Below are 23,700 nucleotides of genomic sequence, written 5' to 3' on the forward strand. Positions count from 1 at the left end.
AACCCCCTGATTGCGATTTTCCTGGGGGCGTTTTTTGCGGGAGAACATGTCACTGGAGGCGAGTGGACAGCCTGCGGCGTGATTCTCACTGGTGTTTTTCTGATTTTCAGAGGTAAATCCGCAACAGATGCCCGCAAATAAAGTGCTTTCTCCCTATGAAACCGCGTTTTTCTCCAGTAGCATCCGGATTGCCACAAGGAAGTAGTTATCCCGGTGGTGATTTATCAACTTCTAGAAGGAAAATCAATCATGGCAACTGCGAAAAAAGCACCGGCAAAAAAAGCGCCAGCAAAAAAGGCAGCTCCGGCAAAGAAAGTCGCTGCGAAAAAAGCAGCGCCTGCAAAGAAGGTAGCCGCTAAAAAAGCAGCACCTGCGAAAAAGGTAGCGGCAAAGAAGGTAGCTCCCGCCAAAAAAGTTGCGGTCAAAAAACCAGCAGCAAAAAAAGCGGCGCCCGCCAAAAAGCGCACCCCCAATGCAGCGTTCATGAAAGCGCTGACCCTGAGCCCCGCGCTGTCGGCCGTGGTGGGCGACAAGCCCTTGCCACGTACCGAGATCGTCAGCAAGTTGTGGACGTACATCAAGTCCAAGGGCCTGCAAGACAAGGTCAACAAGCGCATGATCAACGCCGACGAAAAGCTCAAAGCCGTATTCGGCAAGGCGCAAGTGTCGATGTTCGAGATGGCTGGCCTGATCGGCAAGCACGTCAAATAATCGGATTTTTCCGATACCTCAAAAAGGCCGGTTTTCACCGGCCTTTTTTTATGCCCCAAGGCCGGGGCATTTCGCACCACCCGGCCCACCACCACCACAACGCGCCGACCTCTGGCATGCTTCCTGCGTACTCTGTTCCGTGGTTTGCAGGCCCTCGCGCCCCTCATGGACGCCCCCGAAGCACTACGGGTTACTGGGTAGCCGATTGCCCACCGGGCAGACCAATAATCGAGAGGTTTGTTGATACCAATTAGTAAGGCCCATGGTAGGTACCGGGCCAGAATGACCGAAGCGATATGTCCATGCCCATGCATTCAAAGACCGAGGCCGCGATGCTCTTCGCAAGCCAAGCCTGTCGCCTCTGCGACGTAGTTCCCGCGGTTCACGCTCATCCCCGCTTTAGCATCCCGCAATAATGCTGCGCTTTATATTTACCCGACTGAGTCTGATCATTCCCACTTTTCTGGGAATGACGCTGCTGGCCTTCTTCCTGATCCGCATGGTGCCGGGTGATCCCATTGAAACCATGGCCGGTGAACGCGGCATCGATCCCGCTCGTCATGCACAGCTGCTCAAGGAATATGGCCTGGACCGGCCGGTTCTGGTGCAGTACGGCATCTATATCGGCCGGGTGCTCAAGGGCGATCTGGGCAAGTCCCTCATCACGCAGGAATCCGTGCTGCGTGAATTCCTGACGCTGTTTCCCGCCACGATCGAACTGGCGCTCTGCGCCATTCTCTTTGCACTGCTGATCGGCATTCCTGCCGGCATTCTGGCGGCCGTCAAGCGCAACTCGATACTGGACCACGGCGTCATGGGCATTTCCCTGACCGGCTATTCCATGCCGATTTTCTGGTGGGGCCTGCTGCTGATCCTGCTGTTTTCCGTCGAGCTGGGCTGGACCCCTGTTTCGGGCCGCCTGTCGGTGCAGTACTTCATCGAACCGACCACCGGATTCTTGCTGGTCGACTCCCTGCTGTCGGACGACAAAGGCGCCTTCTGGTCGGCAGCCTCGCACCTGATATTGCCGATGATCGTGCTGGGCACCAACCCGCTGGCCGTGATTGCGCGCATGACGCGTTCGGCCATGCTCGAGGTGCTGGGCGAAGACTACATCCGCACCGCGCGCGCCAAAGGCCTTTCCAACCTGCGCGTGGTGGCCGTTCATGCCTTGCGCAACGCGCTGATTCCGGTGGTCACCGTGATTGGCCTGCAGGTCGGCGTTCTGTTCACCGGTGCCATCCTGACCGAAACCATCTTTTCCTGGCCCGGTGTCGGCAAATGGCTGATCGAAGCCATCAGCCGCCGCGACTACCCGGTCCTGCAGGGCGGCATCCTGCTGCTCGGCAGCATCGTGATGGCGGTCAACCTGCTGGTTGACATCACCTACGGCATCATCAATCCACGCATCAGGCATCAGCGATGAGCACGGCCACCTTGAAAACCACTACGCCGCCGGCGCCGGCCCATCCACTGCGCGAGTTCTGGCACTACTTCAGTGCCAACCGGGGGGCCCTGACCGGCCTGATCATTGTGTTGGGTGTTCTGCTGGTTGCGCTGTTTGCGCCCATGCTGGCGCCTCACGCCCCCAACATCACGGACAACGCCGTGTTCCTCAAACCGCCGGCCTGGCAGACGGGCGGTTCATGGACCTACCCCCTGGGCACGGACGCCATTGGCCGGGACATCCTGTCGCGCCTGATGTACGGCGCCCGCCTCTCGCTGGTCATTGGCCTGGCGGTGGTGACGCTGTCGGTCGTGGTCGGGACGGTGCTGGGCCTGCTGGCAGGTTTTTTCCGCGGCATCTTTGAAATTGCCGTCATGCGCATGATGGACATCATCCTCACCCTGCCCAGCCTGCTGCTGGCGATTGTGATTGTGGCCATTCTGGGCCCCGGCCTGATGAACGCCATGCTGGCCGTGGCCATCGTCGTGCTGCCGCACTACGTGCGGATCACCCGCGCCGCCGTGATCGCCGAAACCTCGCGCGATTACGTGACCGCCGCACGCATGAGTGGCGCGAGTCGCATCCGTTTGATGTTCAGCGAAATCCTGCCCAACTGCACGGCGCCGCTGATTGTGCAGGCCTCGCTGGGGGTGTCAACGGCCATCCTGGACGCCGCCGCCTTGGGCTTTCTGGGACTGGGCGCCCAGCCGCCCTCACCGGAGTGGGGCACCATGCTGGCGGATGCCCGCGAATTTGTGCTGCGCGCCTGGTGGGTCGTCACCTTCCCCGGCCTCGCAATTTTGATCACTGTGCTGGCCTTCAATTTGCTCGGCGACGGACTGCGCGATGCGTTCGACCCAAAACTCAAACGATGAACAAGATCCACCCGCACCTCATGAGCCTCTTCGCAAGTAACAGCGCGGAACCGGCTGCGCCGGGCCGCAGCTGTTGCCCCCGGAGGGGGGATCCGGCTACACGAAGTGAGCCGAGAAGGGGGAGTTACTGAATATGGCCCTGCTGGAAATAGAAAACCTGTCTGTCGAGTTTCCCTCGCAAAACGGCATCATGCATGCCGTTGACGGCATCAGCCTGTCGCTTGAAGAAGGCGAGGTGCTTGGCATCGTCGGCGAATCCGGCTCCGGCAAAAGCGTCACCATGATGGCCCTGATGGGCCTGGTGGCCTACCCGGGCCGCGTCAAGGCGGACAAGCTGCGCTTTGCCGGCCATGACCTGCTGGCACTATCAGACCGCGAGCGCAGCAAGCTCACCGGCAAAGACGTGGCTATGATTTTTCAGGAGCCCACGACCAGCCTGAACCCCTGCTTCACCATCGGCTTTCAGCTCACCGAAACCCTGCGCCTGCATTTGAAGCTGGACCACAAGGCCGCCAAGCGCAAGGCCATTGAACTGCTGGAGCAGGTCGGCATCCCCGCGCCGGAAAGCCGACTGAAGGCCTACCCGCATCAGCTGTCGGGCGGCATGAACCAGCGCGTGATGATTGCCATGGCGATTGCCTGCAACCCACGGTTGCTGATTGCCGACGAGCCGACCACGGCGCTCGACGTCACCATCCAGGCGCAAATCCTGGACTTGCTGCGCAGCCTGCAAAAGGAGCGCGGCATGGCGCTGGTGCTGATCACCCACAACATGGGCGTGGTGTCCGACATGGCCCAGCGCGTGGCCGTGATGTATGCCGGCCAGATCATGGAAGAGCAAAGCGCCCACGCCCTCTTCAACACCCCCCAGCACCCCTACACCGAAGCCCTGCTGTCGGCCCTGCCGGAACGCAGCGACGGCAGCGCCCGCCTGGCCACCATTCCCGGCATGGTGCCCGGCCTTTACGACCGGCCGGCCGGCTGCCTGTTTGCCCCGCGCTGCGCCTATGCCACGGAACATTCGCGTAACGAGCGCCCCCTGTTGCGTGCCTGGCAAGACGGCATGGTGCGCTGCCACTATCCGCTGGGAGACCCCGGCCGCGAGGCGGCCATCCTGCGCGACACCCCCGTGGTGGCGATGGAGACCGCAGCATGAGCGCCGCCACCAACAGGCCCGTACCGTCCGGCCAGGCGGTGGTAGAGGCCAAAGACCTCCAGCGCGTTTACGAAATACGCCGCGGCTTCATGCGCGCACCCGACCATCTGCAGGCGGTGGGCGGGGTGTCCTTCTCGGTTCATGCCGGCAAGACGCTGGCCGTGGTGGGCGAATCGGGCTGCGGAAAATCCACGCTGGCCCGCATGGTCTCGTTGATCGAAATGCCCAGTGCGGGACAGCTGCGCATCAAGGGCGTTGATGCCGTGAGCGCCTCGCATCACGAGCGAGCTGGCCTGCGCAAGGCCGTGCAGCTGGTGTTCCAGAATCCCTATGGCTCGCTGAATCCGCGCAAGAAAATCGGTGCCATTCTGGAAGCGCCGCTCGAAATCAACACCACCCTGTCGGCTGCAGAGCGGGCTGAAAAGGCGCGCGCCATGCTGGCAATGGTCGGCCTGCGACCCGAACACTACGACCGTTACCCCCACATGTTTTCAGGCGGGCAACGCCAGCGCATCGCCATTGCCCGGGCCTTGATGCTGAACCCGGCGCTGGTGGTGGCAGACGAACCCGTGTCGGCGCTGGACGTGTCGATTCAGGCCCAGGTACTCAACCTGCTGGCCGACCTGCAGCAGACCCTGGGCCTGGCCTATCTGTTCATCTCGCACGACCTGGGCGTGGTGCGCCACATTGCCCACGATGTGCTGGTGATGTACCTGGGGCATGCGGTCGAGCAAGGCGAAAAAAACGCCCTCTTTACGCGCCCCTTGCACCCTTACACCCAGGCCTTGCTGGCGTCCACGCCGGGCCTGGCCGGAAGCACCACCATCAAGCACCGCATTGTGCTCAAGGGCGAGCTGCCCTCCCCGCTCAACCCGCCCACTGGCTGCGTGTTTTCCACCCGCTGCCCGCATGTGACAGAGCGCTGCCGCGCCGAGAGGCCCGTGCTGCGGGAGGTTGCAGACCGGCTGGTGGCGTGCCACTATGCTGAAAATTTCCTTACTGCGTGAACTGGGTCCATGCAAACCCTGCCTCCGTCCCAGGCCACGTTTTCAATGTCCGGCGAACGCGCATCACAAATGTCGCGCCAACCGGCCACAAGCCCGCTGCCCCGCAGCATTAACCCCCAAAAGGAGTCCGTCAAATGATTCAGACCCAACCACGTGCAAGCCGGCTGCGTCCGGTCCAGCGCGCCTTGCTGTGCGCTGTTGCCCTGCCAGCGCTGCTGGCCCTCTCGCCAGTCTCTGCCAAGACGCTGGTATTTTGTTCTGAAGGCAGCCCGGAAAACTTCTACCCTGGCGTGAACACCACGGGCACCTCGTTTGACGCCAACGAACCCGTTTACAACCGCCTCGTGGAGTTCGAATACGGCGGCACCAAGGTGGTCCCCGGGCTGGCCGAGAAATGGGACATTTCCGCCGACGGCAAGGAATACACCTTCCACCTGCGCAAGGGCGTGAAGTGGCACGGCACCAGCAAGAGCTTCAAGCCGACGCGCGACTTCAATGCCGACGACGTGCTGTTCATGTTTGAGCGCCAGTGGAAAGAAGACAACCCCTACTTCAAGGTCACCAGCCCCAACCATTCCTACTTCGGCGACATGGGCATGCCCAAGCTGCTGAAGTCGGTGGAAAAGGTCAACGACTACACGGTCAAGATCACCCTCGACAAGCCTGAAGCGCCGTTCCTGTCCAACCTGGCCATGCCGTATGCGGCCGTCCAGTCCAAAGAATACGCGGACGCCATGCTCAAAGCCGGCACGCCGGAAAAAATCGACCAGGACCCTATCGGTACCGGCCCCTTCTACCTGGTGCAGTACCAGAAAGACGCGATCATCCGCTACAAGGCCTTCCCGCAATACTTTGGCGGCAGGGCCAAGATCGATGACCTCGTGTACTCGATCACGCCGGATGCCTCGGTGCGCTGGGCCAAGCTGCAAAAGGGTGAGTGCCATGTCATGCCTTACCCCAACCCGGCTGACCTGGACGCCATCCGCAAGGATCCCAACATCCAGATCGTCGAGCAGCCGGGCCTGAACGTCGGCTACATGGCCTACAACACGACCAAAAAGCCGTTTGACGACGTGCGCGTGCGCAAGGCCATCAACATGGCCATCAACAAGAAAGCCATTGTTGACGGTGTGTACCTGGGCACCGGCATCGCCGCCAAGAACCCGATCCCGCCGACCATGGCCGCGTACAACAACGCCATCAAGGACGACGAGTACAACCCCGAAGCCGCCAAGAAATTGCTGGCCCAGGCCGGTTACCCGAATGGCTTCACCACCGACCTGTGGGCCATGCCGCTGCAGCGCCCGTACAACCCGAATGCCAAGCGCATTGCCGAGTTGATGCAGGCTGACCTGGTCAAGGTCGGTGTGACCGCCGAGATCAAGAGCTTCGAGTGGGGCGAATACCGCAAGCGCCTGCAGGCCGGCGAGCACCAAATGGGCATGCTGGGCTGGACCGGCGACAACGGCGATCCGGACAACTTCATGTACACCCTGCTCGGCTGCGCTTCGGCCCAGTCAGCCAGCGGCTCCAACATCGCCAAGTTCTGCTACCAGCCTTATGAAGACCTGGTCCTGAAAGCCAAGACCGTGACCAATCCTGCCGAACGCAACAAGCTCTACCAGCAGGCCCAGGTCATCTTCAAGGAACAGGCGCCCTGGTTCACCATCGCTCATGCGGTGCAGCTCAAGCCCATCCGCAAGAACGTGATTGGCTACAAAAACAGCCCGTTCGGCCGCCACAACTTCTACGCCGTGGACATCAAGGAATAAGCCGGAAAACAAGCCTTCACAGGCTTGCAGCAAAAAGGCCGGACAATTAACGTATTGCCCGGCCTTTTTTATTTTCCTGAACAAAATCAGGCTGTCGCCCTTATGTAACGGGCGCAAGCAGCTACTATTTTGATAGCGACTGCTTCAGCGCGTTCTGCGTGATGGCCGACAGCGTGCCGCGCGTGGTGATGACTTCCGGGTCCAGCGTCACCTCAATCACCGTGCCCTCCTTGCGCGCCAGCGCGGCCAGCAGCTCGGCTTCAAATTCGGCAGTGCGCGTGATGCGCACGCCGGCATAGCCATAGGCGCGCGCCAACGCGGCAAAGTCCGGGTTGTTCAAACGCGAGCCGCTTTCGTGCTGCGGGTACTCCCTTTCCTGGTGCATGCGTATGGTGCCGTACATGCCGTTGTTGAGCAGCACGATGATGCTTTTGGCGCCGTGCTGCACCGCCGTGGCCAGCTCCTGGCCGTTCATCAGGAAGTCGCCGTCGCCGGCGATGGTGAAGGCCGTGCGCCCGGTGGTGATGGCCGCCGCAATACCCGCCGGCACGCCGTAGCCCATGGCCCCCACCGTGGGCGCCAGCTGCGTCTTGTGGCCTTTGACCAGCCCATGGTGCTTGAAGAAGCGGTGCACCCAGCTGGCGAAGTTGCCCGCGCCATTGGTCAGCACAGCGTCGGCCGGCAAATGCTTTTGCAGCAGGCCGATGATGGCCGGCATGTCGATATCGCCGGGCAGCGCTTGTGGCTCCAGGTTGGCCAGATAATCCTCGTTCGCCGAGGCCGTCCAGGCCTCCCAGGGAACGGACACCGGTGCGGTCAGCACCTCCAGCGAACGCGCCGCCGCATTCATGGTGGCGTTGATGGCCAGGTCCGCCTGGTAGATGCGGTTGAGTTCCTCGGCGCTGGCGTGGATATGCACCAGCTTTTGTTTGGGCCGCGGCGCTTCCAGCAGCGTGTAGTTGCCGGTCGTCATTTCGCCCAGGCGCGGGCCGATGGCGATGATCAGGTCGCTGGCCTTGATGCGCGCGGCCAGCTTGGGGTTCAGGCCAATGCCCACATCACCGGCATAGAGCGGATGGTGGTTGTCAAAGGTGTCCTGAAAACGGAAGGCATTGCCCACCGGCAGCTTCCAGTTTTCGGCAAAGCGCTGCAGGGCCTGCGCCGACTGCGGCGTCCAGCCGCCGCCGCCGGCGATGATGAGCGGTTGCCTTGACGCCAATAGCATCTCGCGCAAGGTGCGCAAGGAGCCGGGGTCGCTCCAGGCCTGCACCGCCTCCACGCGCGACAAGGGCTGAACATCGGTCATGCGGGTCAGCATGTCTTCCGGCAACACCAGTACCACCGGCCCGGGCCGGCCGTTCATGGCCGTGGCGAAGGCACGCGCCACGTACTCGGGAATGCGGCCGGCATCGTCAATGCGCTCCACGCGTTTGGCAAAGCCCTTGGTGCTGGGGCCGAAAAAACTCGAATAGTCCACCTCCTGGAAGGCCTCGCGGTCGCGGCAGTCGCTGGCCACATCGCCGACCAGCAGCACCATGGGTGTCGAGTCCTGGAAGGCCGTGTGCACGCCGATGGAGGCATTGGTGGCGCCCGGCCCACGCGTCACCATGCAGACACCCGGCCGGCCGGTGAGCTTGCCGTGCGCTTCGGCCATGAAGGCCGCGCCGCCTTCCTGGCGGCAGGTGATGAATTTGATCTGATCGCGCCGCGCATGCAAGCCGTCCAGCACGGCCAGGTAGCTTTCGCCCGGCACGCCAAACGCATGGGTAACGCCCTGGGCCAGAAGGCAGTCAACGAGAAGGTGGCCGGCAAGTTGTTGGGTCATGCCCGCCATTTTGCCGCGACACGGCCAAACCGGCCATGCAGACCTTAAGCGGCTTGTTCCGGCGTGTCCGTATCTTCGTCGGCCCCGCCGTTGGCCAAGGCCTGCCTGGCCAGTTCCTCGTCGCTCAAGGGGGGCACCGTGTCCTCGGTGGCCAGCTCTTCCAGCAGCGCGTCGCCCGCAGCTTCATGCCCTAGCAACACCTCCTCAATACGCTGGGTACAGGTTTCGTTATGGACGGCTGCCGGCCCGCTGGTGACGGGTGGAAACTTTTCGGCCAGCTCCACCTTCACGGCTTCGGACTTCTCTTCAATCCATCGGGCAAACTCGCCGGCGGTAGATGCTTGGGATGGTGGCATGTGGATCTCCTTGTCCTGCGGGATGTAACAACCCTGCGGTCTCCATAACCAATTTATACCTCTGGCGTGGCAAGTGCAACACCCCGAGCCCGGCCTGGCGCGCCCTCATCGCCCACCCACCAGACAGTGCTGGAGGGCCAGGGCGGGGTAACGACCTACCGCGTTGACGTAGAAATGGAATTACTTGAAGCGGTACGACAGCGCGACAAACCCGCTGTCCTGCGTCTTCCGGCTGACCAACGGGCTGTTGTACACCGCCGAGTCCAGCCATTTGCGGCGCAGCTGCATGCTGAGCACCCAGGGCTCGCCCAGCGGCACGTCCACCGCCAGGCCCAGCACCGGCGTGGTCGACGCCCCGGCCTTGTACGCCGCGTAGCCGCTGGCGGCCGACTCGGCGGGCGACACGCCGTAGAAGTAGTTGGTGTATTTGGCGTTGCGGTATTCCAGCCCCAGCTGCGGAAAAAAGGCCCAGCGCCCCAGCGTGAACCTGGCCGCATAGTTCGCTTCCAGCAAGGTGCCGTGCGACTGGTTGGCATCCACAAAGGCGTTCAGAAAAATCCCGCCGTAGGGCGTTTCCTGAAAAGTCCCTATGCCCAGCGGAATCGGCGTCTTGCGGTCGGTAAGGCCCGCCAGCGCCGCCGTGTCGGCCCGCCAGCCTTCCTGGCTGATTCGGCCCGCCAGTTCCAGGTAGCCATCACCCAGCTTGACGGTCTTCAGCCCCAGCGTATCCACGCGGGCAAAAAACCGGCCGTAGTCGAAAAATCCGTAGGGCAGCACCGACGTGTCGTTGCTCTTGCTGCGGATCACGCTTTGCGTGATATAGGCGGCCCCGCCCACATCGCCGACCAGCTTGTCGGTCAGGGGTGTGGGCTGCGCGCGCACCATGCACGGGCTCAAACACAGCGCGGCCCCCAGGCTGGCCAGGACGCTGGCGGCGGGGAAAGCAGAATTTTTGGGGGGGAGTGTGGCGTTCATCGCATGTCTTGGGAGAATCATGCGAGTCAGTATAAGTTCAGTGACGCCGGCCTTTTTCAGGCGCTTACCAGCGCCGTCCGCCGCACCTTGCGGACATTGAACGCGCTGGCAATCAACACACCCTGCACCAGCGCCAGGCCCAGCAGCACGCCGCGGTACTGGCCGTGGTCCATCAGCGCGCCAAAGATCAGCGGCGACACGGCCTGGCCAATGTCCAGGCCCGCATACACCACGCCATACACACGGCCCGAAGCGTTTTCAGGGGTCGAGCGCTTGACCAGCAGGTCGCGCGACGGCCCGGCAATGCCGGCCGCAAAACCCATCCCGCCAAACAGCACCGGCACCATCCAGGCCGCCAGATGGCCCAGGGCCAGCGTCAGCGCAACCGCCGCGGCCACGCCCATGCCGGCGCCCACAATGCGCTCGCAGCGCTTGGGGTCTGCGGCCAAAAAACCGCCCGCCACCATGCCGCCGGCGCTGCACACCATGTAAATCGTCAGGCACATCGCCACCCAGGGCAGCGGCACCTGATGCAGCTGGCGCGCCGCTTCGGGCGCAAAGGCCTGCACCACGCTCAACACCATGGCGTACCAGAAGAAAAAGGTAAAGCACATCCAGACCGCCGGGATTTTGAGAAAACCCAGCGTGCTTTCCGCCGCCGCTGCGCCCTTGGCCGGGGCCGCCACGGTCAAGGCCAGTTTGTCACGGTTGAGCAGCAACAAGGCCAGCACCGCAAACGCCAGCACGCCCGCGGCGGCCAGCGCCACGCGCCACGAATAGGCAAAGGTCAGCGTCACCACCAGCGCCGGTGCCAGCGCCCAGCCCAGGCTGCCGGTGATGCCATGCACGCTGTAGGCGTGGCCCAGGCGCGGCGCACTGACCTTGCGGTTGAGCAGCGTGTAGTCCACCGGGTGAAACACGCCGTTGCCCACACCGCCCACCACGGCAAAGCCCGCCAGCATCCAGTAGCTGGTGCTGATGGCGTAGCCGAAGGCCGCCACGCCGAGCAGGCTCAGGCCGGCAAACAGAATCGGCCGCGGACCGAAGCGGTCCACCACAAAGCCCGAGAGCGCCTGCACCGCGCACGAGACAACAAAGAAAATCGTCATCAAAAAACCCAGCTCGGCATAGCTGACGTTGAACGCATCCTTGAGCCAGGGAAACAGCGGCGCCAGCAGCAGCTGGCTGAAGTGACTGATCAGATGGGCCACGCCCACCAGGCCAATGACGCCGGCGTCGCGGCGCAGGGAAACCGTGTCTGGCACGGGCAGACGCATGGAGCTTGAGGTAAACATGCCGCTATCGTAGTATTGGCCTCGCCTGCCGAAATGCGACAAAAAGCCATAATTCGGCGAATTTCAGACAAACCACACTTTCCCCGCTTTTCCAGCACCATGGCCCGCAACCCCCGACTACGTTTCATGCCGGTGGCCGACACCGACGGTTTCATGCCCAGCCGCGAGCGCCCGGTGCGCGTGCGCGCCCGCACCATGGCGGCCGACACGCACTTTGAGCCGCACTCGCACGCCTGGGCGCAACTGGCCTATTGCGCCAGCGGCGTGATACAGGTCACGGCCGCGCAAGGCGGGCAGGCCGAAGGCGACATCACCTACATCGTGCCGCCCTCGCGCGCGGTGTGGGTCGCCCCCGGCGCGCGGCACCACATCACGGTGCTGGAGGCCGCCGAATTCCGCACGCTCTATATCGATGCCGGCGCCACGCCCGCAGGCTGGCAAGGCTGCCGCGTCATGGTGGTGTCGCCGCTGCTGCGCGAGGCCATCCATGCGCTGGATACGCCGGCAGAACGGCCGCTGAACGCCGCGCGCGAAGACTTGCTGAGCAGCCTGGTGCTCGACGAGCTCACCCACGCCGACACCCAGGCACTGGGCGTGCCGCTGCCGCATCCGCAAACCGGCGACAAGCGGCTGCGCGCGCTGTGCGAAGCCGTCATGCGCGCCCCGTCGGAGCGCGCCACGCTGGCCGAATGGGCAGAAGACATTGGCGCCAGCGAACGCACGGTGGCCAGGCTGTTTAAGGGCGAGTTGAACCTGAGCTACAAGCAATGGCGCCAGCAAGCCATCCTGGCGCACGCCCTGCCCTTGCTGGCGCGCGGGCAATCGGTAAGTGCCGTGGCAGCCGCCAGTGGCTATGCGAGTGACAGCGCATTTTCAGCGATGTTCAAGGCCGCGATGGGGCAGCCGCCTAGCCATTTCCAGAATAAAAACAGCCTCTAGCCCTTTGTATACGGGAGGATAAAGCTACCAAAAAAATAGCATCCAGCATCATCAGGCCGCCGTCAGGCTGATCATTGCCTGACCAACCTGGAGATCAGGACGAGCCGCCCCTATACCCCAGTTGCTGCTCCACAAAGCCGTCAAAGGCCCTCAGCAAGGGCTGAAATGGCTCGACGCAACGCTCCAGCTGCATCAGCGCCGCGCAAGTCGCCTCCAGCGTGGAAAGCTGATCGGCTCTATGGGCTTTGCGGATACGGTAATTTGAAGCCGGCATGTCCTGCAGCGACAGCCGCGGCAGTTGCTGCAGCGGCGGGTTGAGGTAAAGCATCTTGCGGCTCTTGCGCCAGGTGCCATCCAGCACGATCAGCCGCAAGCGCGATGGATCGCTCAGCAATTCGGGCGCGAGGGCTGGTGGGGCCGGCAGGTTCAGCGCCCGGTCTTCGGGACTGTCCGGGTACAGAAGAATGTTGTGCTTGGCGCCTAGCACCACGGTTTGCGTCGCGCCTTGAGGCTCTAACGGCGCGCCCAGCAAGACCTGCTCGCTAAACACTTCACCCGTCAGCATCCGGCTGTGGGGCAGGCTCAGATGCAACAGCCGCGCGCTGCCTTTGGCGTTAGCCACCTCCAGCGGGTGCTGCAGGATCAGCACCTCCACCCGATGCGCAACCGGTGTCACCCACTGGCAAATACAGGCGCTCTGCGCGCGCAGGCAGATCGCGCAGCGCAAACGCCTGGGAAGGGATGCCGATGTCATGGAAGGATTTTAGGGAGATGCGGGTGTTCAGGATGGCGCTGGGGTTTGCCTGGGCTACCCGGCATGCCTCGTTGCGTCTTTCGCTCGAAAAGTGCGAACATAAGGCTGTTATCCGCTTTGAATCGACATCTGATGGGTACTTTGCTGGTGGCTCTGCAATTTGGCCTGCTTATCATGCTGGCGGCGTTAGCGGCACCGAATGTCTTGCACGGCGACATTCCCGCAGGCGCGTTGATGATGGCGGGGATCTCTGTCGCGCTCATCGCGTGGGCGCTTATACACAACAGGCCGGGGAACTTCAACATCTACCCTGAGCCCAAGTTTCGCGGCGTTTTGGTGACCACCGGTCCTTACCGATGGATTCGCCATCCCATGTACACGTCGCTGCTGCTGGGCGCGGCAGCGCTGGCGTGGACGTGCAACACCTTCATAGGCTGGGGGACATGGTCCATGCTGGCCATTGTCCTGTTCATGAAGTCAACACTGGAGGAGCAGGGGATGCGCAAGCAACATCCCGGGTATGCCGCCTACACCCTTAGAAGCAAACGGTTTTTACCCTGGCTGTTTTAAAGACATAAGTGGCCCCGCAAATCTGAACCGCGCCATCAGTGGAAACTCCGGGCGTCACGCAGGGCCGGCCAAAAACAGGCCATAGCCCAATGGCTGTGAATGCAGTTAGCTATAAAAACAGGAGCGAAAAAACCCGATAGCGGTGCGTCGCTATCATGGACCGATGAAATTTGTCGGCACGATGATGAAAGCGCACGGCGCATGGCGGCGCGCCGCGGGCTATCTGGCACTGGCCGTACTGGCCGCCACCGTACAGGCGCACGCACAACCTAACGCGCCCGACCACCAGCCGCTGCTGCGCGCACTGAACGCGGCGCGGCAGCAAGGCTGCGACGACCGCCCCGGCCCGGCCACCCCACTGCGTGAAAACACCCGCCTGTCGAGCGCCGCCGCGCTCATCGCGGGCGGCCGCAAGCTCGGCGACGCGCTGCAGGCCAGCGGCTACCGCGCCGTGCGGGCGGCGCAGATCACGCTGCGGGGTTATAGCGGGCCCGCCGAGCTGGCGCAGGCCGCAGTGGACAGTTCCTGCAGCACGGTCACCGAGGGCGAGCTGGCCGAGGCCGGCTTTCACCAGCGCGGCACGCAAACCTGGATAGTGCTGGCCGCGCCGTTCTCGCCGCCCGGTGCGGCGCAGGCCGGCGATGTGCAGGCGCGGGTGCTGGCCCTGGTGAACGAGGCGCGCACCAGGCCCCGCCGCTGCGGCAACGATTCTTTCGCGGCGGCCCGCCCGCTGCGGCTCAACGCCACACTGCACGGCGTGGCCGACGCCCATGCCGCCGACATGGCGCGCCACAACTACTTCAGCCACAGCGGCCGCGACGGCAGCCGCGTGGCCGAGCGCGCCAGCCGCGCCGGCTACCCCTGGCGCGCCATCGGCGAGAACATCGCCGCAGGCCAGATGCAGGCCGACGCGGTCGTGCAGGGCTGGCTCAACAGCCCCGGCCACTGCGCCAACATCATGTCGCCGGCTTACACCGAGATGGGTGCCGCCTTTGCGGTGAACAACAAAACCAGCGCGGGGATTTATTGGGTGCAGGTGTTTGGGGCTGCGCGTTAGGCCTGCGCCCCGCACCAAAGTCGTTCCATCGTGGCATTTTCAGAACAAAAACTGGCTCCAGCCCTTATCCAGCGAGCGCAAGAAGCTATGAAAAGAGTAGCGACTTGCCTGCACGCTCTTAATTGTTCTGGTCTTTTCTGCGCGTTCGGGAGGCGGGTGGGAAGTAAACCCAGGTCGCGACAACCAGCAAGCCAAACAGCGAGTAGCCGATGGCGAATACCCACCATGGCGCCTCGTAATACAGGACGCGCTGCAGCCAGTGCTCGATAAAACCACTGCTGTAGGTTGTGCCATTGGCTTTGGCACGAAACCACATTTCGAGCGTGGTCAGGGGACAGGTGAGGCCCAGCCAGGTCTCGGCGACCACAAACAGGATTGCGCCCAGGTGGGCAAGCCTGAACCAGAGGGCATTGACCCAGCGCCAGTTCCGCAGGTTGCCGACGACAACGAGGACCAGGCCGCCCACGACGAACGCAACAATTGCGACGTGCAGCGTGAGCAAAAGATCTGCCAGCAGTGGGTATAAAAGCTCGTCACGCATTCAAGAGGCCTAATTCCAATTCGCATTAAAAACGATAACTGCGTTGCTTAGCCTTGCCGTGCTGTAGCACTGTCTGCGGCGTCGCGCCTTGTTCTCGCTTTTAATGCGAATTGGAATAAGGTTTGACGTGGGCGGCAGACCATATCGAATTCAGTGCCATCCAGATCAATCGAGTGGCATCGCTATCGTCAATACCGTGCCCTTGCCCGGTGCGCTGTCGATCTTGAGTTCGCCTCCCAGCATGCTGACGCGCTCCTTCATTCCCACCAGCCCGAACGAGTTCAGTTTCTTCTGATCCGCCATGCCCACGCCGTTGTCCTTGATTCGCAGGTACAGCCGGCGCCCCTCCCTGTAGAGTTCGACATGCACCTGCGTCGCTTGCGCATGCCGGGTGATATTTGACAGCGATTCCTGCGCGATGCGAAACAGCGTGGTGGCGCGTTTTTCATCCAGATCACAATGGGCATCCGCGTCTTTCGCCTGCATCGTGCAATCGATCCCGCTGCGCTGGCGGAATTCTTCAAGCTGCCACTCGATCGCGGCCTGCAGGCCCAGATCGAGCACGGGCGGCCGAAGATCGTTGATGATGGCGCGCACACTTCTGATGGCCGTATCAATGTGATTCAGCGCCTCGCCCGCCTTTTCGTTGAGCCTGGGGTGCATGGCGCGGGTGCGTGCATGCAGCATGGAGACATCGATTCGCAAGGCCAGCAGACTCTGTCCCAGCTCATCATGGATGTCGCGCGCGATCCGCTTGCGTTCTTCTTCCTTGATGTGCTCCTGGTATGAGGCCAGCTGGCGCAGCAGCAGTTTCGATTGCTGCAATTCCTCGGTCTGCATCGCCAGTTGGCGCTGCAGGTAGAACAGGTCGACAAACACCCGTATCTTGGCGCAAAGAACCTCGGTCACGATCGGGGAGAGGATGTAGTCCACCGCGCCGGACGTGTAACCGCGGAAACGCTCGGAGTCCTTGCCCGCCTCAGCGGTGACGAAGATGATGGGCGTGTGCGCCGACTTGGGACGGCCGTGGATCAGCGTCGCGGTTTCAAAGCCGTCCATCACCGGCATTTTCACATCGAGCAGAATCACGGCGAAGTCGCGCTGCAACAGCAGGCGCAGCGCCTCGCGCCCGGAAGTTGCCGTGGTGACCTCTAGGCCCATGTCGGCGATCACAGCGGCGAGCGCCGCAAGCTTGGCCGGGTTGTCATCCACCAGCAGCACGGATGCCGGCACGCCATCGGGTGCGACCAGGCGCCGTGGCTGGGTTCCTTTTTTGAAGAGCGGGGTTTCCTGCTGCTGCATGGTCATACATTCAACGGTACAGCCATTTGCGCATCAGCGACAGCAGCTGGTCGGTATCCACCGGCTTGCTGACATAGTCCGATGCGCCTGCCTCGATGCACTTCTCACGGTCACCTTTCATCGCCTTGGCCGTCAGCGCAATCATGGGCAGGGTCTCAAACGTTTTGATTTTGCGTATCTGGCGCATGGTTTCAAAGCCATCCATCTTGGGCATCATGATGTCCATCAACACGATGTTGATATCCGGCTGCTGCTGCAGCAGTTCGATCGCGGTTCGGCCGTTCTCGGCAGAGGTCACGCGCATTTTGTTGCCCTCAAGCACGCTGGCCAGCGCAAAAATGTTGCGCACGTCATCGTCAACCACCAGCGCCTTCTTGCCCTCAAGGCTGTCCGGATCCTCGTAGAGTTGTTCGAGCATCCGGCGCTGGGTCTGCGGCAGCTCGAAGACAGCGCGGTGCAAAAACAGCGCCGTTTCGTCGAATATGCGTTCGGGGGACTGCACTTCCTTGATGACGCTCTTGCCGACCAGTTCCCTGAAGCGTTGCTGTTCTGGTCTCGTCAGCGTCTCTGCGCCATAGACAACGACGGGCAGCTCACGTGTCGAGTCGTTTTTCTGCAGCGCCTCAAGAAAATGGATACCGGATGTGTCGGGCAGTTTGAGGTTGAGCACCACGCAGTCGTAGTGTTTCTTGCCGAGCATCTTCAGGGCTTCAGCGCCGCTACCGGCTTTTCCGATCTGCACGTCGCCGTTGCCGACCAGATCGAGGATGCGGGCGCGGTAGCCTTCGTCGCCCTCGATGACCAGCAGGTTCCTGGTCTTGCGCTGCGCGAATTCCACGATGCCAGCCAGCGCATCCTGAATCTCGTCGGCCGTTGCCGGCTTGGCCAGATAGTCGAAGGCGCCATGGCGCAGCCCGCGCGTGCGGTCGTCATCGGCCGAGATGATCTGGACCGGGATGTGACGTGTGGCGAAATTGCACTTGAACTGCTCGAGTACCGACCATCCATCGATGTCCGCCAGGCCCAGGTCCAGGGTGATCGCGGCGGGTTTGAAGCGCTCGACCAGCTCCAGTGCATCCGCCCCACGGGTTGTGACGATGCCCCTGAAGCCCTTCTGGCGCGCAGCCGTGAGCAGAATGCTGGCGAATCCGGCGTCGCCCTCCAGCATCAGCAGCACCTGGTCGCCGGGCTGGATGGACTCGCGGTCGTCCAGTATCTGTGCCGGCGGGGCCGGCAGGAGCTCGCCCCCGGCTTGACCAGGTTCGGCCTCTATCGGCATTTCGTCTGCCGCCTGAGGGTTGGCATCGTCTGTGCGCAAGGGCATGAACAATGCAAAGGTACTGCCCTTGCCGATCTCGCTGGAGATCAGCCGCAGCTCACCGCCCAGCCGGTGTGCCAGCTCGCGGCTGATCGACAGGCCAAGGCCGGTGCCGCCATATTTGCGCGAGGTTCCGGTGTCTGCCTGCTGGAACGCCTCGAAGATGAGTTTTTGCTTGCCGGCAGACACGCCAATGCCGGTATCGGTGACCACAAAGGCCACCACCGCATCGGCGTGATTCAGGCTGCGGTGATTCACGCCCCAGCCGGACACAACGGGCGTGATGCTGATCTTGACGCCACCTTTCTCGGTGAATTTGAAGGCGTTGGACAGCAGGTTCTTGACCACCTGCAGCAGGCGCTTCTCGTCGGTCCAGAGGGCGGGTGGCAAGGTCGGTTCAAGTTCAACCGTGAAGCCGAGGGCCCGGCTTTCGGCGACAGGCCGGAAGGTGCGTTCGATCTGGTCGTGCAGGTCGGCAAACGACGCTTCGTTCAAGTCCAGCGTGACCGTACCCGATTCGATCTTGGACAGGTAGAGAATCTCGTCGATCAGCTCCAGCAGGTCCTTGCCGGCGCCCCGGATGGTCTTCGCATATTCGACCTGCTTGGGCGTGAGATTGCTTTCCTTGTTGTCGCTGAGCTGCTGGGCCAGGATCAGCAGGCTGTTCAAGGGTGTTCTGAGCTCATGCGACATGCTGGAGAGGAACTCGGACTTGTACTTTGAGGTCAGCGTCAGCTGCTCCGCCTTTTCCTCCAGCGACAGCTTGGTGATTTCGACTTCGCGGTTCTTGCGCTCGACTTCGGCCTTTTGCTCCTCCAGCAGCCTGGCCTTGTCTTCCAGTTCCTCGTTGGTCTGCCTCAGTTCTTCCTGCTGGCTTTGCAGCTCCTGCGCCAGCGATTGCGACTGCTTGAGCAGTTCTTCGGTACGCATATTGGCTTCGATCGTGTTGAGCACGATGCCAATCGATTCGGCCAACTGGTCAAGAAAGGTTTGATGAATGGCGCTGTACAGCGTGAACGAAGCCATTTCGACGACGGCCTTGACCTGGTTCTCGAACAGGATGGGCAGCACGATGATATTGCGCGGCGCGGCCGCACCCAGTCCCGACGAAATCGCGACGTAATGGCTGGGTACATCGGTCAGCAGGATGCGCCGCTTCTCGTAAGCGCACTGCCCGACCAGGCCCTCACCTATCCGCCATTCATCGTTCACATTGATGTTTTCCTTGTACGCATAAGCCGACAGCAGTTTGAGCTTAGGCGGCTCGGGCGGGCTCTCGTTCATCATGTAGAACACACCGTGCTGGGCGTTGATCAGCGGCGCCAGTTCGGACAGCACCATCTTGGAGACAGCGGCCAGATCGCGCTGCCCCTGCAGCAGGCGGGTGAATTTCGCGAGGTTGGTCTTGAGCCAATCCTGTTCCGCGTTTTGCCATGTTGTTTCGCGCAGGTTGCGGATCATTTCGTTGACGTTGTCCTTCAGCTCCGCCACTTCACCCTTGGCCTCCACCTGCACGTGACGCGTCAGGTCACCCTTGGTCACGGCAGTCGCCACGTCGGCAATCGCGCGCACCTGGTTGGTCAGGTTGGCCGCCAGCCCGTTCACGTTATCGGTCAGATCGCGCCAGGTTCCGGCAGCACCCGGCACGTGGGCCTGGCCGCCCAGCTTGCCTTCGACCCCCACTTCACGCGCCACCGAGGTCACCTGGTCGGAGAACAGCGCCAGGGTATCGGTCATGCTGTTGATGGTGTCGGCCAGCTCGGCGATCTCGCCCTTGGCTTCCAGTGTCAGTTTTTTCTTCATGTCGCCGTTCGCCACCGCGGTCACCACTTTCGCGATGCCGCGCACCTGGCTGGTCAGGTTGGCCGCCATGAAGTTCACGCTTTGGGTCAAATCCTTCCAGGTGCCGGACACGCCCTGTACCTGTGCCTGCCCCCCGAGCTTGCCTTCGGTGCCGACTTCGCGCGCCACCCGCGTCACCTCGGCGGCGAAGCTGTTGAGCTGGTCCACCATGATGTTGATGGTGTTCTTCAGTTCCACGATTTCGCCCTTGGCTTCCACGGTGATTTTTCGCCCCAGGTCGCCTTTGGCCACCGCCGTCGTCACGTCGGCGATGTTGCGAACCTGATTGGTCAGGTTGGCGGCCATGCTGTTGACCGAGTCGGTCAAATCTTTCCAGGTGCCGCCGACGCCCGTCACCTTGGCCTGGCCGCCGAGCTTGCCGTCAGTCCCCACCTCGCGGGCCACCCGCGTCACTTCGTCGGCGAAGGTCGAGAGCTGGTCCACCATGGTGTTGATGGTCTCCTTGAGTTGCAGAATTTCGCCTTTCGCCTCGGCCGTGATCTTGCGCGACAAATCGCCGTTGGCCACCGCCGTCGTCACGTCGGCGATGTTGCGCACCTGGGTGGTCAGGTTGGCCGCCATGCCGTTGACGGAATGGGTCAGGTCCTTCCAGGTGCCGGACACGCCGGTCACTTCGGCCTGCCCGCCCAGCTTGCCTTCGGTACCCACTTCCAGCGCCACGCGTGTCACCTCTGCGGCGAAGCTGGAGAGCTGGTCGACCATGGTGTTGATCGTGTTTTTCAACTCGAGAATCTCGCCTTTGGCTTCCACCGTGATTTTCTTGCCGAGGTCGCCGCGCGCCACCGCCGTCGTGACCTGCGCGATGTTGCGCACCTGGGTGGTCAGGTTGGCGGCCATGCCGTTGACGGATTCGGTCAGGTCGCGCCAGGTACCCGATACGCCGCGCACTTCCGCCTGGCCGCCCAGCTTGCCTGCGGTACCCACTTCCAACGCCACGCGTGTCACCTCTGCGGCGAAGCTCGACAGCTGGCCGACCATGGTGTTGATCGTGTTTTTCAACTCGAGAATCTCGCCTTTGGCTTCGACGGTAATCGTCTTGCCCAGGTCGCCCTTGGCCACCGCGGTCGTCACGTAGGCGATGTTGCGCATCTGGGTGGTCAGGTTGGCGGCCATGCCGTTGACGGAGTCGGTCAGGTCTTTCCAGGTGCCGGACACGCCTTTGACATTGGCCTGACCGCCGAGAATCCCTTCCGTGCCGACTTCGCGCGCCACCCGGGTCACCTCGGAAGCGAAGGAGCCCAGCCGCGCCACCATGGTGTTCACGATCTCGGCCGACTTGAGGAACTGGCCCCTGAGTTTGAGGCCGTCGAGTTCCATCGGAACCTGCTGGCCCAGATCACCCTCGGCCACCGAGCCGATGACGCGAATCATCTCGTTCATCGGGCTGATGAGGTCGTTGGCGAGCCCATTGCTCGAGTTGACGATCTTTTGCCATGAACCTTTCATCATCGGCAATTCGATGCGCTCATTGACCTTGCCCTGCTGGCCGACCAGCCGCGCCACGCGTTCGAATTCGGTGGTGGTGTCGGCCGCCATGTCGATGATCTCATTGAGCGTTTCGGCGATCTTGCCCGGCATGCCGGTCCAGTCTTCCGGCATGCGCGTGCTGAAGTCACCCTTGCGAAACGCCTTCAACGTTGCCAGCAAGGTCTTCATGTCCAAAACTTCGATCGGTGTGGTCGCTGTGATCATGTTCTGCCCCGTCAAATTTGATGCCACGCACCAGTCGATACCCCTGGTCGCACAACGCCACCAGGAAGGTTAAACGTCGGAAGATGGAGTGCCCCGGATTGAATGCGCACACGGCATAGGCGCCAGGATTGCCGTTGCTGCCGGAGCCGGCCCTCCAGTATTTTGTTTTGCAAAAAATATCGCGTTGATCTGCAAAATACAAGCAAGACTGTCGGTATGCCTCATGCTCCAGGAGAACGAGCATGACTGCCTGAGGCAAAGTGCAAGTTTTGTAAGTGCCTGCAAGCCATGAAGTCTGCGCCGGACTTCATGGCTTGCCGGCCATTGGCCGCTGGGGTATCGTAAAAAATGCACGTGCGCGGGCGAATTCAAGATCATCGGTGCATCGAGACACGGTACCGCCAGGGCCTGACGGATGCGAATGGAAACTACAGATGATTGACAACAAAATCAGAGTCTTGCTGGTGGATGACCACAGCATCGTGCGTAACGGCGTGCGACGCATGCTGGAAACTGTGAACGACATCGACGTGACGGGCGAAGCAGAGACGGCACAGGACGCCATGTGCCTTGTCCGGGAAAAAGATTTCGACGTGGCGCTGATAGATATCGGCTTGCCCGATAAAACGGGTCTGCAGCTTCTCAAGCTGGTGCATACGGAAAAGCCCAAGCTCGCCGTTCTGATGTTAAGCATGCATTCGGTAGAGGCCTATGCATTGCGCGCCATCAAGCTCGGCGCCGCGGGATACCTCACCAAGGATATCCCGGCAAGCACCCTGGTTGTGGCCGTTCGCAGGGCAGCCGTAGGCGGCAAGCACATCAGTCCCGAGCTGGCAGAAAAACTTGTCAACGCTATCGGCAGGGGCGACGCTGCGCCCCATGAAGCGCTATCGGACCGGGAACTTGAAGTCTTGAAGCTCCTCGCTGCAGGCGAGCGATTGGTCCGCATCGCCGAGAAACTGCATCTGAGCCCGAGTACCGTCACGACTTACCGGGCGCGCATCCTGGAAAAAACCGGGATGGACAGTAACGCGAAACTGGCCCGCTATGCGTTCGAAAATGGTCTGGTGACCTAGAACAAGTTCTTGGCGCGCCCAATCATTTGACGCGGGCGATCCAGCTTGCTTGTAGTTGAACCCCTACAAGCTCTTGGCGGGTAACTCCACACAGGAGTCCGTCTAACAACGATAGCCGTGCCCGCTCAACCCAAGCATACTGACCTCACTGCAAGACTTCGTCCGCTGAATGGAGTTGTTTTCATCGGCGTCTTGCACGGTAATTTCAAAATGGAGAGGTCAACCCATGCAGGTCACCAACACAGAGTCATTGCCGGCACCGATGCCCGCCAGGAATGCGCACCCCAAGCGCTTGTTTATCGTTGAAGATTCGGACGTCGTGCGGGCGCTCTGGCGCACGGTGGTTGCCAGGATCGCCGGCCTGTCACTGAGCGGGGAATTCAACCGCGCATCGACCGCCATCGCCGCCATCCGGCGCAAGCCACCCCATGTCGTCTTGCTGGACATCAACCTCAACGACGGTAACGGCATGGAGGTATTGCGCGTGGTCACGGCTGAATGCCCGATGACAAAAGTGGTCGTGGTCAGCAATTGTGCCGATGCGACACACAGGAAGTACTTCACCGAAGCCGGAGCCCATGCTTTCTACGACAAGAGTCATGAGCTTGCCGCCATGCGCGGCATGTTGGAGCGCCTGGCTGGGTTCGGATCGTCCGCAAGTTTTTCATACTGACCCCGATCATCACGCATAAAAAAATTGCATGCGTCAAGGAAGACACTGGAAATCGATGCTTGTAAGTTGGGCGCGGAGTAAGCGCTGCATTCATGTTGAATCAATGTTCAAACTGGAGAACAAATGATGGGCTATTGGCTGTGCGCGTTGCTGTGGAGTCTGGTGCTGCTGGAAGAGGTCCAGCGCATACCACGTCAAGAATGGAAAGCAGAGGGTCTGAAAAAGGTGTTGCTACTGCGCCGGACCAGAACCCGGATCACCTATCAGCTTGCGCTGGTCGTGGGCGCCCTGTTCCTTTATTCCGAAAGCTCAAGGGTGCTGGTCGATCAAAGCACTTTCGACCTGGACCAGGTGTTTGCCCTGGGCGGCGTTCTTTGGGGCGCTTATCTGTCTGCCGTCACCATGAAGGGAAAGCGATGACTGTCGTCAAATAGGCAGCGGGCTGAGACTTCCTGTGGCCGTATCCATGGAGACTGAAAGTCCAGGCACGCAACAT

General features: G+C 61.7%; 21 protein-coding genes. 12 read left to right on the top strand and 9 right to left on the bottom strand.

All coding sequences use genetic code 11. The annotated features are described in order from the left end of the window. Nucleotides 1-249: 249 nt before the first annotated feature. The 6 genes from PJE01S_RS24615 (at nt 250) to PJE01S_RS16635 (ending at nt 6,968) form a co-directional block, all read left to right on the top strand. Nucleotides 250-711, top strand: a complete 462-nt coding sequence (locus PJE01S_RS24615) for an SWIB/MDM2 domain-containing protein (protein WP_084389606.1) — start codon at nt 250-252, stop codon at nt 709-711. 415 nt (nt 712-1,126) lie between these two features. Beyond that, a complete protein-coding gene (locus tag PJE01S_RS16615; RefSeq protein WP_068834763.1) occupies nt 1,127-2,137 on the top strand; it encodes an ABC transporter permease subunit in 1,011 nt (336 codons plus the stop codon). After that, nucleotides 2,134-3,033 (top strand): ABC transporter permease subunit, encoded by a 900-nt coding sequence (locus PJE01S_RS16620; RefSeq protein WP_068834764.1) that lies wholly within the window; start codon nt 2,134-2,136, stop codon nt 3,031-3,033. The genes PJE01S_RS16615 and PJE01S_RS16620 overlap by 4 nt, the downstream gene beginning before the upstream one ends. 133 nt (nt 3,034-3,166) lie before the next feature. After that, nucleotides 3,167-4,189, top strand: coding sequence for an ABC transporter ATP-binding protein (locus PJE01S_RS16625; RefSeq protein WP_068834765.1), 1,023 nt, complete (start codon nt 3,167-3,169; stop codon nt 4,187-4,189). Continuing rightward, on the top strand, nt 4,186-5,196 hold the full coding sequence (locus PJE01S_RS16630; protein WP_068834766.1) for a peptide ABC transporter ATP-binding protein: 1,011 nt from the start codon (nt 4,186-4,188) through the stop codon (nt 5,194-5,196). The genes PJE01S_RS16625 and PJE01S_RS16630 overlap by 4 nt, the downstream gene beginning before the upstream one ends. 134 nt (nt 5,197-5,330) lie before the next feature. Then, the gene (locus tag PJE01S_RS16635; RefSeq protein WP_068834767.1) at nt 5,331-6,968 is read left to right on the top strand and encodes an ABC transporter substrate-binding protein; all 1,638 of its coding nucleotides are present in this window, start codon (nt 5,331-5,333) and stop codon (nt 6,966-6,968) included. 124 nt (nt 6,969-7,092) lie between these two features. Here the strand turns inward: PJE01S_RS16635 and PJE01S_RS16640 are convergent, their stop codons facing one another. From PJE01S_RS16640 to PJE01S_RS16655, 4 genes are all read right to left on the bottom strand, one after another. Beyond that, on the bottom strand, nt 7,093-8,793 hold the full coding sequence (locus tag PJE01S_RS16640) for a thiamine pyrophosphate-binding protein (protein WP_068834852.1): 1,701 nt from the start codon (nt 8,791-8,793) through the stop codon (nt 7,093-7,095). Nucleotides 8,794-8,837: 44 nt separating this feature from the next. Further along, complete coding sequence (locus tag PJE01S_RS16645; protein ID WP_068834768.1) at nt 8,838-9,149, bottom strand: hypothetical protein; 312 nt, start codon at nt 9,147-9,149, stop codon at nt 8,838-8,840. 180 nt (nt 9,150-9,329) lie between these two features. Continuing rightward, nucleotides 9,330-10,124: a MipA/OmpV family protein gene (locus tag PJE01S_RS16650; protein ID WP_068834769.1), complete on the bottom strand. Its 795-nt coding sequence runs from the start codon at nt 10,122-10,124 to the stop codon at nt 9,330-9,332. A gap of 56 nt (nt 10,125-10,180) precedes the next feature. Then, nucleotides 10,181-11,419, bottom strand: a complete 1,239-nt coding sequence (locus PJE01S_RS16655) for an MFS transporter (protein WP_068834770.1) — start codon at nt 11,417-11,419, stop codon at nt 10,181-10,183. A gap of 99 nt (nt 11,420-11,518) precedes the next feature. Here PJE01S_RS16655 and PJE01S_RS16660 point away from each other — a divergent pair, with 99 nt between their 5' ends. Then, nucleotides 11,519-12,358, top strand: coding sequence for an AraC family transcriptional regulator (locus PJE01S_RS16660; protein ID WP_068834853.1), 840 nt, complete (start codon nt 11,519-11,521; stop codon nt 12,356-12,358). A 94-nt stretch (nt 12,359-12,452) separates the two neighbouring features. Here the strand turns inward: PJE01S_RS16660 and PJE01S_RS16665 are convergent, their stop codons facing one another. Next, the gene (locus PJE01S_RS16665) at nt 12,453-13,112 is read right to left on the bottom strand and encodes a tRNA-uridine aminocarboxypropyltransferase (protein WP_068834771.1); all 660 of its coding nucleotides are present in this window, start codon (nt 13,110-13,112) and stop codon (nt 12,453-12,455) included. A 132-nt stretch (nt 13,113-13,244) separates the two neighbouring features. Here PJE01S_RS16665 and PJE01S_RS16670 point away from each other — a divergent pair, with 132 nt between their 5' ends. Together PJE01S_RS16670 and PJE01S_RS16675 are read left to right on the top strand one after the other, a co-directional pair. Then, entirely contained in the window at nt 13,245-13,682 is a 438-nt protein-coding gene (locus PJE01S_RS16670; RefSeq protein WP_068834772.1) for a methyltransferase family protein, read from the top strand. 163 nt (nt 13,683-13,845) lie between these two features. Then, nucleotides 13,846-14,739: a CAP domain-containing protein gene (locus tag PJE01S_RS16675; protein ID WP_068834773.1), complete on the top strand. Its 894-nt coding sequence runs from the start codon at nt 13,846-13,848 to the stop codon at nt 14,737-14,739. Nucleotides 14,740-14,857: 118 nt separating this feature from the next. Here the strand turns inward: PJE01S_RS16675 and PJE01S_RS16680 are convergent, their stop codons facing one another. From PJE01S_RS16680 to PJE01S_RS25575, 4 genes are all read right to left on the bottom strand, one after another. After that, nucleotides 14,858-15,280, bottom strand: coding sequence for a DUF2784 domain-containing protein (locus tag PJE01S_RS16680; RefSeq protein WP_068834774.1), 423 nt, complete (start codon nt 15,278-15,280; stop codon nt 14,858-14,860). A 165-nt stretch (nt 15,281-15,445) separates the two neighbouring features. Next, entirely contained in the window at nt 15,446-16,582 is a 1,137-nt protein-coding gene (locus PJE01S_RS16685; protein ID WP_068834854.1) for an ATP-binding response regulator, read from the bottom strand. A gap of 10 nt (nt 16,583-16,592) precedes the next feature. Further along, nucleotides 16,593-21,419 carry a HAMP domain-containing protein gene (locus PJE01S_RS16690; protein WP_245660820.1) on the bottom strand — a complete coding sequence of 1,609 codons (4,827 nt, stop codon included), beginning with the start codon at nt 21,417-21,419 and terminating at the stop codon, nt 16,593-16,595. Next, nucleotides 21,376-21,699 carry a hypothetical protein gene (locus PJE01S_RS25575; protein WP_169804392.1) on the bottom strand — a complete coding sequence of 108 codons (324 nt, stop codon included), beginning with the start codon at nt 21,697-21,699 and terminating at the stop codon, nt 21,376-21,378. The genes PJE01S_RS16690 and PJE01S_RS25575 overlap by 44 nt, the downstream gene beginning before the upstream one ends. A gap of 190 nt (nt 21,700-21,889) precedes the next feature. Between PJE01S_RS25575 and PJE01S_RS16695 the strand changes: the two genes are divergently transcribed. From PJE01S_RS16695 to PJE01S_RS16705, 3 genes are all read left to right on the top strand, one after another. Next, on the top strand, nt 21,890-22,531 hold the full coding sequence (locus tag PJE01S_RS16695) for a response regulator (RefSeq protein ID WP_068834776.1): 642 nt from the start codon (nt 21,890-21,892) through the stop codon (nt 22,529-22,531). A gap of 226 nt (nt 22,532-22,757) precedes the next feature. Next, entirely contained in the window at nt 22,758-23,204 is a 447-nt protein-coding gene (locus PJE01S_RS16700) for a response regulator (protein ID WP_084389607.1), read from the top strand. Nucleotides 23,205-23,330: 126 nt separating this feature from the next. Further along, a complete protein-coding gene (locus PJE01S_RS16705) occupies nt 23,331-23,624 on the top strand; it encodes a hypothetical protein (RefSeq protein WP_218017528.1) in 294 nt (97 codons plus the stop codon). Nucleotides 23,625-23,700 lie beyond the last annotated feature (76 nt).

This window comes from Polaromonas jejuensis NBRC 106434 (assembly GCF_001598235.1).
GTDB classification, from domain to species: Bacteria; Pseudomonadota; Gammaproteobacteria; order Burkholderiales; family Burkholderiaceae_C; genus Polaromonas; species Polaromonas jejuensis.